The 11,812-nt window shown below is 63.9% G+C and carries 10 protein-coding genes; 4 read left to right on the forward strand and 6 right to left on the reverse strand.

Features of this window, described 5'->3' with window-relative positions; all coding sequences use genetic code 11:
• Positions 1-8 precede the first annotated feature (8 nt).
• The 4 genes from NKH43_RS10350 (at position 9) to NKH43_RS10365 (ending at position 3,942) form a co-directional block, all read left to right on the forward strand.
• Positions 9-890, forward strand: coding sequence for an AAA family ATPase (locus tag NKH43_RS10350; RefSeq protein ID WP_023721265.1), 882 nt, complete (start codon positions 9-11; stop codon positions 888-890).
• On the forward strand, positions 887-2,020 hold the full coding sequence (locus tag NKH43_RS10355; RefSeq protein ID WP_352788615.1) for a vWA domain-containing protein: 1,134 nt from the start codon (positions 887-889) through the stop codon (positions 2,018-2,020). The genes NKH43_RS10350 and NKH43_RS10355 overlap by 4 nt, the downstream gene beginning before the upstream one ends.
• On the forward strand, positions 2,020-2,907 hold the full coding sequence (locus NKH43_RS10360) for an amidohydrolase family protein (RefSeq protein WP_352481707.1): 888 nt from the start codon (positions 2,020-2,022) through the stop codon (positions 2,905-2,907). Before NKH43_RS10355 ends, NKH43_RS10360 begins: the two co-directional genes overlap by 1 nt.
• Before the next feature lie 246 nt (positions 2,908-3,153).
• Positions 3,154-3,942, forward strand: a complete 789-nt coding sequence (locus NKH43_RS10365) for an IS5 family transposase (RefSeq protein WP_352857979.1) — start codon at positions 3,154-3,156, stop codon at positions 3,940-3,942.
• Between the two features lie 368 nt (positions 3,943-4,310).
• Here the strand turns inward: NKH43_RS10365 and NKH43_RS10370 are convergent, their stop codons facing one another.
• The 6 genes from NKH43_RS10370 to NKH43_RS10395 all read right to left on the reverse strand — a co-directional run bounded on the left by NKH43_RS10370 (position 4,311) and on the right by NKH43_RS10395 (position 11,787).
• Positions 4,311-4,718, reverse strand: a complete 408-nt coding sequence (locus tag NKH43_RS10370; RefSeq protein ID WP_352857983.1) for a carboxymuconolactone decarboxylase family protein — start codon at positions 4,716-4,718, stop codon at positions 4,311-4,313.
• A gap of 239 nt (positions 4,719-4,957) precedes the next feature.
• Positions 4,958-6,454, reverse strand: a complete 1,497-nt coding sequence (locus tag NKH43_RS10375) for a sugar ABC transporter ATP-binding protein (protein WP_023721268.1) — start codon at positions 6,452-6,454, stop codon at positions 4,958-4,960.
• Positions 6,454-7,512 carry an SMP-30/gluconolactonase/LRE family protein gene (locus NKH43_RS10380; protein WP_352857986.1) on the reverse strand — a complete coding sequence of 353 codons (1,059 nt, stop codon included), beginning with the start codon at positions 7,510-7,512 and terminating at the stop codon, positions 6,454-6,456. Before NKH43_RS10380 ends, NKH43_RS10375 begins: the two co-directional genes overlap by 1 nt.
• On the reverse strand, positions 7,509-9,632 hold the full coding sequence (locus tag NKH43_RS10385) for an ABC transporter permease (protein ID WP_352857989.1): 2,124 nt from the start codon (positions 9,630-9,632) through the stop codon (positions 7,509-7,511). Before NKH43_RS10385 ends, NKH43_RS10380 begins: the two co-directional genes overlap by 4 nt.
• Positions 9,633-9,715: 83 nt before the next feature.
• The gene (locus NKH43_RS10390; protein ID WP_352857991.1) at positions 9,716-10,741 is read right to left on the reverse strand and encodes a sugar ABC transporter substrate-binding protein; all 1,026 of its coding nucleotides are present in this window, start codon (positions 10,739-10,741) and stop codon (positions 9,716-9,718) included.
• A gap of 59 nt (positions 10,742-10,800) precedes the next feature.
• The gene (locus NKH43_RS10395) at positions 10,801-11,787 is read right to left on the reverse strand and encodes an ABC transporter permease (RefSeq protein ID WP_023721272.1); all 987 of its coding nucleotides are present in this window, start codon (positions 11,785-11,787) and stop codon (positions 10,801-10,803) included.
• Positions 11,788-11,812 lie beyond the last annotated feature (25 nt).

The following is an 11,812-nucleotide window of genomic DNA, read 5'->3' on the forward strand; positions in this document are numbered from 1 at the left end:
GGCTGAAAATGCCCAAGAGAAGCGCTGAGACAGTCGCGACCTCGCCTGAGGCGGTGGCGTCGCGCCTCGCCGCCTCGCGCTATCTCGCCGATGAAAGCCTGGCCACCGCCATCTTCCTGGCGATCAGGCTGGGAAAGCCGCTGCTGCTCGAAGGCGCACCCGGCGTCGGCAAGACGGAAGCTGCGAAGGCGATTGCCGAGGTGCTCGGGCGCGACCTGGTGCGGCTGCAATGCTACGAGGGCATCGACGCCGCACATGCGCTCTACGAATGGAATTACCAGCGCCAGTTGCTCGCCATCCGCCATGCCGGTGAGCACGAGGTCGACATCTACGACGACCGCTTTCTCATCGCGCGGCCGCTGCTGCAGGTGCTGAAAGCGCCGGAAAAGCGCGTGCTGCTGGTCGACGAAATCGACCGTTCCGACCATGAATTCGAAGCGCTGCTGCTGGAGTTCCTGTCCGATTTCCAGATCAGCATTCCCGAGCGCGGCACCATTCGCGCGACTGCGCAGCCGATCGTCATCCTGACCTCGAACCGCACCCGTGAGCTTGCCGAAGCGCTGCGGCGGCGCTGCGTCTACCACTGGATCACCTATCCCGACGCCCGGCGCGAAGCCGAGATCATCATGCTGCGCGCCGGCGACGTCGCCGAGGCCACGGCGCGCGCCGTGGCTGCCGCAGTGCGCGACATTCGCGCCCGCCCGCTGGCGAAGCCGCCCGGCATCGCCGAAGCGGTCGAATGGGCGAACGCCGCGACGATCCTCGAAAAAGGCGGCAGTCCGTGGCCGGAAGCGTTTCGCCGCGCCATTGGCGTGCTGATCAAGGACGAGGAGGACCTTTCCTGCATCGCGCCCGAGTTCGGCAAGATTGTCGAGGAGGCGCTGGCGTGAGCCCCGCGGATCTGCCTCAAGGGGCGACGCCCTTCCTCGGCTTCGGCCGGCTGCTGCGCCGCTATGGCTTTTCAGTGGCGCCCGAGCAGGTCTCCGGCTTCATGCAAGCGGTGACGCTGCTTGGGCCGCGCTCGATGGCCGACATCCGCGAAGCGGCGCTCGCCACGCTGGCGCCGCCGCCCGACCGCCGCGACGAATTCGAGGCGCATTTTCGGAGCCATTTCTATGGCAGCACCGCGGCAGTGGTCGGAGGCGAGGCCGACGAGGAAACCCGCATCAAGGATGACGGCGAAACCAGCGAACAAGAAATCGAGGTGGTCCGCCAGGAGCAAGGCGGCGAACTGTCTTCGGCCAGCGAACAGTTGAGCGTCCGCGAATTCAGCCGCGATAGCGACGGGCTTGCCGCCTTCCGCCGCAAGCTCGCCACCGCTTTGCCCGCCCGCCGCTCCTTCCGCACGGTGCGCACGCATGCGCGCGGCAAGCTCGACCTGCGCCGCTCGCTGCGCGAAATCGTCAGTGCCGACGGCGATATCCCCTCGCCGCTGCTGCGCCGGCGGCAGACAGTGCCACGCAAGCTACTCATCCTGATCGACGTGTCGGGCTCGATGAAACTCTACACCTCAGACTATCTCAAGCTGGCGCATGCGGCCGTGCAAGGCGCCGACCGGGCGGAGGTCTTCACTTTCGGCACACGACTGACCCGTATCACCTCGGCGCTGCGCATTCGCGACCGCGACCAGGCGCTGGCCCGCGCCGCTGCCCAGGTCGACGACTGGGACGGCGGCACCCGCATGGGACCGACACTGCTTGCCTTCCTCTCGGTGCCGCGTTTTTCGGCCTTTGCGCGCGGGGCGGCGATCGTCATCCTGTCGGATGCGCTGGAGCGCGGCGATCATGCCGAGCTGGAGACGGCGATGCGCCGGCTGAGCGCCCGCGCCTTTCGGCTTTCGCTGGCGACGCCGTTGGCCGGCGATCCACGCTTTCGGCCGGCGACGGCAGCGCTTCGCGCCATCCTGCCAGTGCTCGACGACCTGGTCGACGGTTCGTCGATCGCCGGCCTCACCGATTTCATCCTGTCGCTCGCCCGCCCAGCCCCGGCGGCCGCGGCAATCTGGAGGAGGGTTTCGTGATGCAGAAGGCGATCGACGCGCATTTCCACATCTGGCGCCAAAAGGACCAGCCCTGGCTGGTCGGGCCGATGGTGCCGCGCATCTTCGGACCATATGAGCCGATCCGCCGCGACTATCCTATCGGGGAATTCCTCGCCGACCAGCAAGGCTCGGGCGTCGAGAAGGCGGTCTATGTGCAGACCAACTGGGCCAAGGAGGATTTCGAGAATGAGGTCGCCTTCCTGCAGAAAACCGCGGAAGAAACCGGCTGGCCGCACGCCATCGTCGGCTATGCCGACATGACCGTGGACGACGTGCGTTCCCAGATCGACCGGCTGATCAAATACCCCCTGCTGCGCGGCGTGCGCATGCAGCTGCACTGGCACGAAATGCCGGCCTTCCGCTTCGCTGCCTCGGCCGATCAGGTCATCGACCCGAAGGTGCGGGCCAATGTGGCGCGTCTGAAGGACTACGGCTTGTCCTTCGACCTGCAGCTTTTCCCCGCCCAGATGAAGGACGGGCTGACGCTTGTCGGCGAGAACCCCGAGACCAATTTCATCCTCACCCACGCCGGCATGCTGACCGACATGGAGCCAGAGACCACCGAGGCCTGGAAAGCCGGCCTGCGCACGCTGTCAGCGGCCCCCAACCTCTATGCAAAACTGTCCGGCCTCGGCACCTTCGTCCACCGCAACGACCCGGCGCTGATCAGCTATATCGTCGACGCCGCCATCGACATCCTCGGCAGCAATCATTTGATGTTCGGATCGAACTTCCCGATCGAGAAACTGTGGACCAGCCACGCCGAGCTGATCAGGGCGCACAGGGAAGCGGTGGGCAAGCACGGCGCGGCGGCAGAGGCCGACATCTTCTGGAACACGGCGGAGAAGGTTTATCGGCCGGTGTAGCGCGCATTCGCTTCTCCCCCTGTGGGAGAAGGTGGATCGGCGCGCAGCGCCGAGACGGATGAGGGGTGCTGGAAGAAACTCGGCGGTGGAAATCTAGGCAATTTGAAGCACTTACGTCTCCAGGCTCGCGATCCTTCCGGCACCCTCATCCGACCGAGCTTCGCTCGGCCACCTTCTCCCACAGGGGGCCTTTGCACAGAATCGGATTGGTGATTCTGTGGCATGGTCGCTACGGGAGATTCGCGGATGGTTGATCGTGTGCTTGGTCAATTGAGCTTGGCGGACGGCCTTGCGGTGTCGGATGAGATGATCTTCGATCTTGTTGCGAAGGAGATCGACTGGGGTCCGATCGACGGGCTTTTGGGCGCACGCAGCGGAGCCGGGCCGGGCACGGCCAGCTATCCGGCGCCAGTGCTGATGCGCTGCCTTTTGTTGGGCGCATGGCATGGGCTGAGCGATCCAGCGCTTGAGGCACAGATCCGCGACCGGCTGTCGTTCCGCCGCTTTGCCGGCTTCAGCCTTTCGGACCGCACGCCCGACCATTCGACGCTGTGGCGCTTCCGCGAGGAGCTGACGCGCGAGCGGCTGATCGACAAGGTGTTCGAGGAGATCAACCGCCAGCTTGAGGACAAGGGCCTGATCGTCAAGCGCGGCACGCTGGTCGATGCCTCGTTCCTGCAAGCTCGCGGCCGCCCGCCGAAACAGCCCAAGAAGGGCCACCAGGGCCCGGTCAAGCCATCGGCGGACAAGGATGCGCGCTGGGGCAAGAAGGGCAAGAAGAGCACCTTCGGCTACAAGATGCACATCGGCGTCGACCAGGATCATACGCTGATCCGGCGCGTCGAGGTGAGCGACGCTTCGGTCACCGACACCGAGCCGGCCGACGCACTGATCAGCGGCGATGAAAGGGCGGTCTATGGCGATCAGGCTTATTATACCCACGCCAGACATGCCCGGCTGGTCGAGGCAGGCATCAAGGACCGCCTGATGCGGCGGCCCAACAAACATCATCCCGAGTTGCCGCCGCTCCGCTAAACACGGGGGCTGCGCGGCGGACACGCCGACGTCACAGCTACTGCCACGCCATTTTTGCAGAACTTGACGCACACAACTCGGCGCCTGCGCTTCTTCAACCTCGCCGCCAACCGAACGCAGTGCATGCTGGCGGCCTGCGCCTACAACCTGCGCCGCATGGTCAGCACCCTCCATCCGCCTGGCGAGAAGCCGGCATAAGCAGGAGTCCGTCCGTAATCGGGCGGATGAGCCGATTATCCTGAAAAATGCCGCGCTGAACGGCCAAGCAGCGCTCTCCGACGCTCAAAAAAGCATATATGCCTCAAATCGCATATCTATGCGCCTTCTCTGCAAAGGCCCCACAAGGGGAGAAGGGAAGGCGCCGCACCTCACCTCACCTCGAACTCCGGATCGATCGGAATCTGCAGCGCTGTCACCATCTGGTTGGTCTGCCCGGCCAGCCCGATGATCGACACCAACTCGCCATGCTGCGCTTCGGTCATGCCCTTGGCGCGGGCGGCGGCGGTGTGGGAGTGAACGCAATAGGAGCAGCCATTGGCGGTCGAGACGGCGATGTAGATCATCTCCTTGGTCAGCGGGTCGATGACGCTGTCCGCGACCATCACCGCCTTGAGCTGTTCCCACACCCGCTTCAGCGAGACCGGATCATTGGCCAGCCCGCGCCAGAAATTGTTGACGAAGTCGGATTTGCGCGTCGCGCGAATGTCGTCGAACACGGCCTTCACGGCGGGAATCGCCTCGACCTCGGCGTCGGTCAGAAGTCTTGTGGTGGCCATGGACAGGCTCCTTTCGTTTGAATCAATGAGAGAGGTCGTTGAATCGGCTTGGTAGCGAATGCGGCTAACTTGCTCTGGTGATTCAGTTTTTGCGGGCCGACCCCGAACCCTGGAAATGCAGAGGCCCTCACCGTCGTCATCCTGGGGTCTGCGCCGCGTCGCTGCGCTCCTTGCTTCGCCCCTCGATGACGAATGGACTGGTGACTCCGCCAATTGTCGAAGTACGCATCGCCTGGAACCTAATGAACCGCCGCATACATGATCTTCTCCTCCGTCGCCTCGGCCGGCGAGAACTCCTCGACGATGCGGCCTTGCCGGCAGACCAGGATGCGGTCGGACAGGTTCATGATCTCCGGCAGGTAGGACGAGATGACGACGACGGCCAGGCCCTCATCGGCCAGCCGGTTGATGATCTGGTGGATCTCGGCGATCGCACCGACATCGACGCCGCGCGTCGGCTCGTCGAAGATGACGATGCGCGGCTTCTGCACCAGCCCCTTGCCGATCACCACCTTCTGCTGGTTGCCGCCCGAGAGCTCGACCACCCGCGCATTGTCGTTGATCGCCTTGACGTTCAGCGTCTTGGTCCATTCGGCCGACAGCGCCCGCATCTCCTGCGCATTGATCACCCAGCCCTTTTCCCGCCCGGCCGCCAAAAAGCCGCCGAACAGGTTCTCGGCAACGTCCATGGTCTCGAAAATCCCCTCGCTCTTGCGGTCTTCGGTGACATAGACGATGCCGTCCGCCACCGCCTCGCTCGGAACGAGATAGCGCACCGGCCGGTCGTCCAGCTCTATGGTGCCGCCGCGCAGGAAGTCGCGCTTGTAGATGCCGGAAACGATCTTGAACGTCTCGGTGCGACCCGAGCCGATCAGCCCGAACACCCCGGTGATCTGGCCCTCGAAGATCGAGAAGGAATTGTTGCGCACGACATTGCTCATCGAGATGTCCTGCACCGACAGCACCTTCTTGCCGGCCTTGCGCAGCTTGGCCTCGTCGCGCTGGCTGTAGAGCTGCCCCGACAGCGTGCGCCCGACCATGGCGGCGACGATCCTGTCGCGATCGAAGGCGGCTGTGTCGTCGGTGATCACCAGTTCGCCGTCGCGCAGAATGGTGATGCGGTCGGCGACATCAAGCGCCTCTTCGAGCGCATGGCTGATGAAGACGATCGACACACCCCTTGCCTTGAGCCGGCGGATCAGCGCGAAGAAGTGCCGCTTCTCCTCCGGCGTCAGCGTCGCCGTCGGCTCGTCGAAGATGATGATCTCGGCATTGTGGTGGACGGCGCGCGCGATCTCGACCATCTGCCGTTTGGCCGCGCCCAGCGTCGCCACCATGGCGTTCGGGTCGACGGGAAAGTTCAACGACTGCAGGAATTGCTGCGCTGAAATGTAGGTGCCGCGCAGCCGGTTGAGAAAGCTTTCCGTGCCGAGATAAAGGTTCTGCGCCACCGTCATCGACGGCACCAGGCTGGTCTCCTGGAACACCATGGCGATACCGGCTTGAAGGGCCGCATGCGGCGAGGCGTAGGCGATCTCCTGCCCGTTGTGGAACATCTTTCCCGAGGTCGCGTCGACGACGCCGGCGATGATCTTGGTCAGCGTCGATTTTCCCGCGCCATTCTCGCCGAGCAGCGCGTGGATCTCGCCCTTGCGCAGCTCGAAGCTGACATTCTTCACCGCGGGCACGCCGCGATAGGTCTTGGTCACGTTCTCCAGGCGGACGATCGGTTCCATCAGCGATGTCCTCCTGGACCCAAGTCGATGGCCAGCAGGCAATCGCCGCCTTTCGAGGCAATGAACAGGCGACCGTCTTTCTCCGCCACGCTGCAGATGCCGTGGCGCGTGCCGTTGGCGCGGCTGTGCAGGCTGAATTGCGGCCGCATCTCCCGGTCGAGCCTGACCACCAGGCCGTAGGAGCGGCTCGGCGACCATGGCTTGTGAATGCCCATGGTGCGAATGCCGCCGCATTGCAGCGGCTCAAGGAAGCTGCGGTTGGAGGCAAGTGCCGGCGCGATCCAGTGTTGCGGCGGCATTTGCGCCAGCATGTCGTTTCGATAGTGCGTTTCCTGCAACACCAATTCGATCAGCCGGTTGCGGGGCGCAAACAGCGCCAGCCAGGCACCGCCACCGGCGGCAGGCGACAGGCGCGAGGGATAGCCAGGCAGATGCGCCAGCACCGTCGAGCGGCTGCCTGTCGCGCTATCGAAGCGGACGAGTTGGTGCCGCCAGCTCTCGCTGACCAACACATCCTTGCCGGTTGGATACAGCCCATAGGGAAAGGCGATGTCACCGGCGAGCTTGCGGAATTCGCTGCCTGCCGGATCGCGCTTCCACAGCGAACCGGAAGCGCCCTTCTTCATCAGATCCGCGGCCCATTGCGACGGCGCGTGGTGGGCCGAGCCATTGGCCAGCCAAAGCGTGCCATCTTCTGCGTAGGCGAGCGCTGTGATGCAGCGGATCTCGGCCGGTAGCGGAGCGTCCTTACCTGCGATCAACAGCCTGCCGCTTTCGAGCCCGACCGTCAGTTCGCCGGCGGGCGAGCGCGCGAGCGCGATGACCGGGGACGGAAATGTCTCGACTATCGTCGGCGCGGCACCGGCGGTGACCGCGTAGACGGCATTGGCACTGGAAACCAGCAGCCGGCCGTCGGCGACCAGCAGATTATCGGGCTCGGGCAGTTCGGCGAAGGCCGCAACATCGTCCAGCAGCGTATTCGGCCTGAAGGCGCCATCGAGCGGCGGGATGGTCACCGCCTTGCCGCGAAAGATGTCGAGGATCGGGTCCAGCATCATGGCTTCGCTCCCCAATAGGAAGCGGGGCTGGTCCAGTTCGGATCGGCAGCGGCAATCCGGTAGCGGCCGATGCGGTTGTTGAGGATACCGCCGACGAACAGAAAACCCTTGTGCTCGCGCATCGAAGTGACCATCGGATGCACGGCGCCCGACAGGTCGCCCATCGCTTCGACGATGCCGCCCTTCTCGTTGAATTTCACCACACCGCCGGTGTTGATGTTGGGGAACAGCCATTCGTCCTGCGGCAGCCGGCGCGTCATGCGCTTGCGCATGTCGGGATGGCGTAGCGACAGGTCGAAGCTCGGCGTGCGCATGCCGAGCCAGGCCATCCAGTAATCGCCGTCGGAGGCACGATTGATGTTGTCGGGGTAGCCCGGCATGTCGCGGATGACGCATTCGGCGCTGCCTGCTTTCGGCCCTTCCAGCCAATAGCGGTGCACGCGGCAGGCCCAGCTTTCGGCAAAGAACAGCGACTTGCCGTCATGCGCCATGCACACGCCGTTGGTGTAGCGGTAGCCGTCCAGCAACGTCTTCGTCGAACCGTCCTTCGGGTCATAGACGAGCAGCCGCCCGGTGGCGCGGTTCTCGATCGAGTCCAGCGCCCAGTCGTGGGCGTCATAGCGCTTGGTGGAATCGGTGAAGTAGATGCGGCCGTCCGGCGCGATGTCGCAATCATTGGGGTCGCGCAGCCGCGCATCGTCGACGATCGAAGTCCAGGAGCGCGATGTTTCCGCCGATAGCCGCTTCACCTCCCGGTCCGGCGAGACCGAATAAAGGCCCATCGCGCCGACGCAGCTGATCAGATTGCCTGTTTTGTCGAAGGCCAGGCCGAGCGGAAAGCCGCCAATATGGGCAAAGACCTCCGAACGTTTGTAGTCCGGCGCGAAGAAACGGACGATCTCGCCATGCCTGGTGCCGCAATAGAGATGGTCGTCACGGTCGAGGATGACGTCTTCCGGCCCTTCCAGCTCGCCAAGCCCGATATGGTCGGCCTCCGATAGGCGATTGTCGAGCTCGTAAGGCGTGCCGGAGCCCGGTGCGGCCGACTGCGTTGCCCCCATCTTCAAATAGACCGGTGCGACATAGACCTCGTCCAGCACCTTGTGGCGGTTCTTCAGCCAGCGAATGTCGATGGTGACCGCCACGGCCAGCATGATGCCCAACACCATCTGGTTGGTGCCGGTGCCATAGCCCAGCCGGATCAGCCCGTTGGTCATCGTCAGCACGATGATCGCGCCCATCAGCCCCTTGATCACCGAACCGCGGCCGCCGCCCAGGCTGACGCCGCCGACGACCGCTGCTGTCAAAGCCATGACCTCGAGATTGAGCCCTGTGCCCGGCCCTGCCCCGCTCAGCCGGCAGGCGATGAGGAAGCCGCCGAGCGAGGCGCAGAAGCCGGAGAACACATAGGTCATGAACACGGTGCGGCGCACGCGGATGCCGGCATTGTGGGCCGATCGCCGCGACCCGCCCACCGCCTGCATATGCCAGCCGGGCCGCGAGCGCGTCAGCGCGACATGGGTGATGATGGCCAGGATAATCGCCGCCCACACCGCAACCGAAAGGCCCCAGAAGGTGTCGTCGCCGATGAAGTCCAGCACATCCGATGTGGCATCGGAAAGCTGGACGTCGGCGGCATAGGTGGTGACCAGTATGTCGAACAGCGCCCGGCCGAAAATGAAGGTGACCAATGTCGTCAGGAAAGCGCGCAGCCTGAAATAGCCGATCAGATAGCCATTGATCGCGCCGAACAGCAGCCCGGTAGCGATCGAGGCGGCCAGCGCCAGCCATACCGATTGTTCGAGGATGAAGAAGACGAACACGGCCGAGAAGCAGGACAGCGCGAAGATCGAGCCGACCGAAAGGTCGATGCCGCCGCCGAGCATGACCACGGTCATGCCGGTGACCACCAGCGAGAACTCGCCGAGCTGGCGGGTCGATTCCTGCAGCGACATCGGCTTGAAGAAGCCGGGAATGATCGAACCGAACACACCGAGCGTCGCCACCAGCGCCAGGAACGGAATGGCGTTATCAGTCCAGCGTTTGCTTAGGATCTCGCCGACAAGGTGGTCGGGCACGAGATTGTAGCGCCAGGATTGAAGGCGTTCGCGAAAGGACATCGGTTGCTGCTGCCACTCAAGAGAGAAAGAGGCGGCCGAACAAGGTCCGGCCACCTCGTCGATGCTTGCAACGGACCCGCGGTTTACTTGGCCGCAGCTTGGGCTTGCAGTGCTTTCAAGTCCCAGCAGCTGTCTGGCTTGAGGTCGGCCTTGGTCGTCGCCTTCTCCAGCGTGTAGATGTAGGTGTGCGAGGTGCCGGCTGGCTGGCCACTCTGCAACAGGAACTTGATGACGGCGTTCATGTCGCCCGACTGGCGGGCAAGGTCGGTCATCACCACCGCGCCATAGGTGCCGTCCTGCAGCTTGTCGCAATCAGCGGTCTTTTCGCCACCGCCAGTGGTGACCAGAAAGACTTTGCCCTCGAGCTTGGCATCGCGGATCGCAGCCGATGCGCCCGTCGCGTCGCCGTCCCAGAAATCGATGATGGCGCAGATGTCGGGGTTCTGCTGCAGCATCGTCGTCGTCACGTTGCGCGAGGTCGTCGCATCCCAGTTCGAGTCAGGCTTGGCCACGACCTTGAAGTCGGGGTTCTTGTCCAGCACCTTCATGATGCCGGCATATTGATAAAGGCTCGACGAGTTGGCCTGGTCGCCCTGCACCAGCCCGATCTTCTTGGAGGAGTTCGGCCCACAACCCTTGATCGCCGCTTCGGCTTCCAGCTGGCCGAGCCCATCCCAGTCGCTGCCGACAAAGGCATCGGCCGGGAAGTTCGCCGGATTGTCGACCAGCAGGACATAGGTGCCGGCGGCCTGCGCCTTCTTCATCAGCTTGGCATAGGAGTTGAGGTCCGGCGAGTGGATGATCAGCACGTCCGGCTTGGTGTCAGACGAGATCGCGTCGGTTATCGCCTGCGCGCCGGCATCGACCACCCAGTTCGGGTCACGCGTCTCGAACACGCCGCCCCAGGCCTCGACCTCGGTCTTCAGGTAATGCGCCCAGCCCTGTGCCAGATCGAAGCCCATCGCCATCGGCACCAGCACCACACGCTTGCCCTTGAGCGCTTGCGAATAGGCGCCCGGACCCGGATCTTCGGCGGCAAAGCTTGGCGCCACGAATGCGGAGACGGCAAGCGCTGCCGCGGCGGCCATAAATGTCCTGATGATTTTCATGTCACATCCTCTGGTTTGGTCGTTGTCGTTCGCGGTCGGTCCCAACCGTACGCGTCAGTCTAGATGTCGCCTTGCTGCGCGGTCTGCTCGTCGCGCGGATTGATGAACCCATCGACGATGATCGCCGCCAGCAGGATCGCAGCCTTGATCAGGTTCTGATAGAGCAGCGGAATGTCGATGATGGTCATCGCGTTGAGCAGGATGCCGATCAGCGCGGCACCCACCAGCACGTTGCGCACCCCGCCCCGCCCGCCCGACAGACCGATGCCGCCGATCACCGCCACCAGCACGATGTCGTAGAGCAGCGTGGAATTGACGATGCGGGTGTTGATCGAATGCAGGCTGGCGGCGGTGAGCAAGCCGGCAATCAGCGAGACCAAGGCCGACAACACGTAGCGCAGCACCAGCATCGGGCGCACTGGAATGCCGATATTGCGCGCCGCAACCGGGTTGTCGCCGGCGAAATAGACGTAGCGGCCCCATTTGGTGTAGCGCAGGAACAGGAAAAAGGCGAAAGCCAGCCCGGCGAAGACAAAAACCTCGACCGGGATGTCGAGGAACCGAAGCCCGCCCAGAAGCTCGACCCAATGGCCGGGCGGCACCGGCACGGCGTCCTGTGTGATCAATTGTGAGCGCACATAGCCGAAGACGAAGGACGCGGTCGCCAGCGTCACGAAGATCGCCGGAACCTCGGCGTAGGCGACCAAAATGCCGTTCAAAAGCCCGATGGCGAGAACGCCGGCGAGCACATAGGCGAAGGCCAGCCCGTCGGACATTCCCGAACTCAGCAATTGCAGATACCAAGCGACCGACATCGCCATGATCGCCACCGCCGACAGATCGATGCCCCTGCCGATAATGACGACCGCCATGCCGAGCGCCAATATTCCCAGCACCGAGACCGAGCGCACGATGGCAACAAGATTGTTCGAGTTGATAAAACCAGGCAGTCCGATGGCGGCGGCAATGAACAGCACGACCGCGATGGCAAAGACAATGCCCTCCTGGTTCAGGCTTCTCCAGTTTAGCCAGCCGGTCGCGTTCATTGCCCGCTTTCACCCGCGATGGCTA

This window comes from Mesorhizobium sp. M1163 (genome assembly GCF_040318415.1).
Taxonomy (GTDB): domain Bacteria; phylum Pseudomonadota; class Alphaproteobacteria; order Rhizobiales; family Rhizobiaceae; genus Mesorhizobium.

Excerpts from the sequence above, each read along its gene's own strand:
- NKH43_RS10370 (WP_352857983.1), bottom strand. The coding sequence starts at position 4,718 with ATGGCCACCACAAGACTTCTGACCGACGCCGAGGTCGAGGCGATTCCC.
- NKH43_RS10380 (WP_352857986.1), bottom strand. The coding sequence starts at position 7,512 with ATGATGCTGGACCCGATCCTCGACATCTTTCGCGGCAAGGCGGTGACC.
- NKH43_RS10375 (WP_023721268.1), bottom strand. The coding sequence starts at position 6,454 with ATGGAACCGATCGTCCGCCTGGAGAACGTGACCAAGACCTATCGCGGC.
- NKH43_RS10350 (WP_023721265.1), top strand. The coding sequence starts at position 9 with ATGCCCAAGAGAAGCGCTGAGACAGTCGCGACCTCGCCTGAGGCGGTG.
- NKH43_RS10360 (WP_352481707.1), top strand. The coding sequence starts at position 2,020 with ATGCAGAAGGCGATCGACGCGCATTTCCACATCTGGCGCCAAAAGGAC.
- NKH43_RS10385 (WP_352857989.1), bottom strand. The coding sequence starts at position 9,632 with ATGTCCTTTCGCGAACGCCTTCAATCCTGGCGCTACAATCTCGTGCCC.
- NKH43_RS10395 (WP_023721272.1), bottom strand. The coding sequence starts at position 11,787 with ATGAACGCGACCGGCTGGCTAAACTGGAGAAGCCTGAACCAGGAGGGC.
- NKH43_RS10365 (WP_352857979.1), top strand. The coding sequence starts at position 3,154 with ATGGTTGATCGTGTGCTTGGTCAATTGAGCTTGGCGGACGGCCTTGCG.
- NKH43_RS10390 (WP_352857991.1), bottom strand. The coding sequence starts at position 10,741 with ATGAAAATCATCAGGACATTTATGGCCGCCGCGGCAGCGCTTGCCGTC.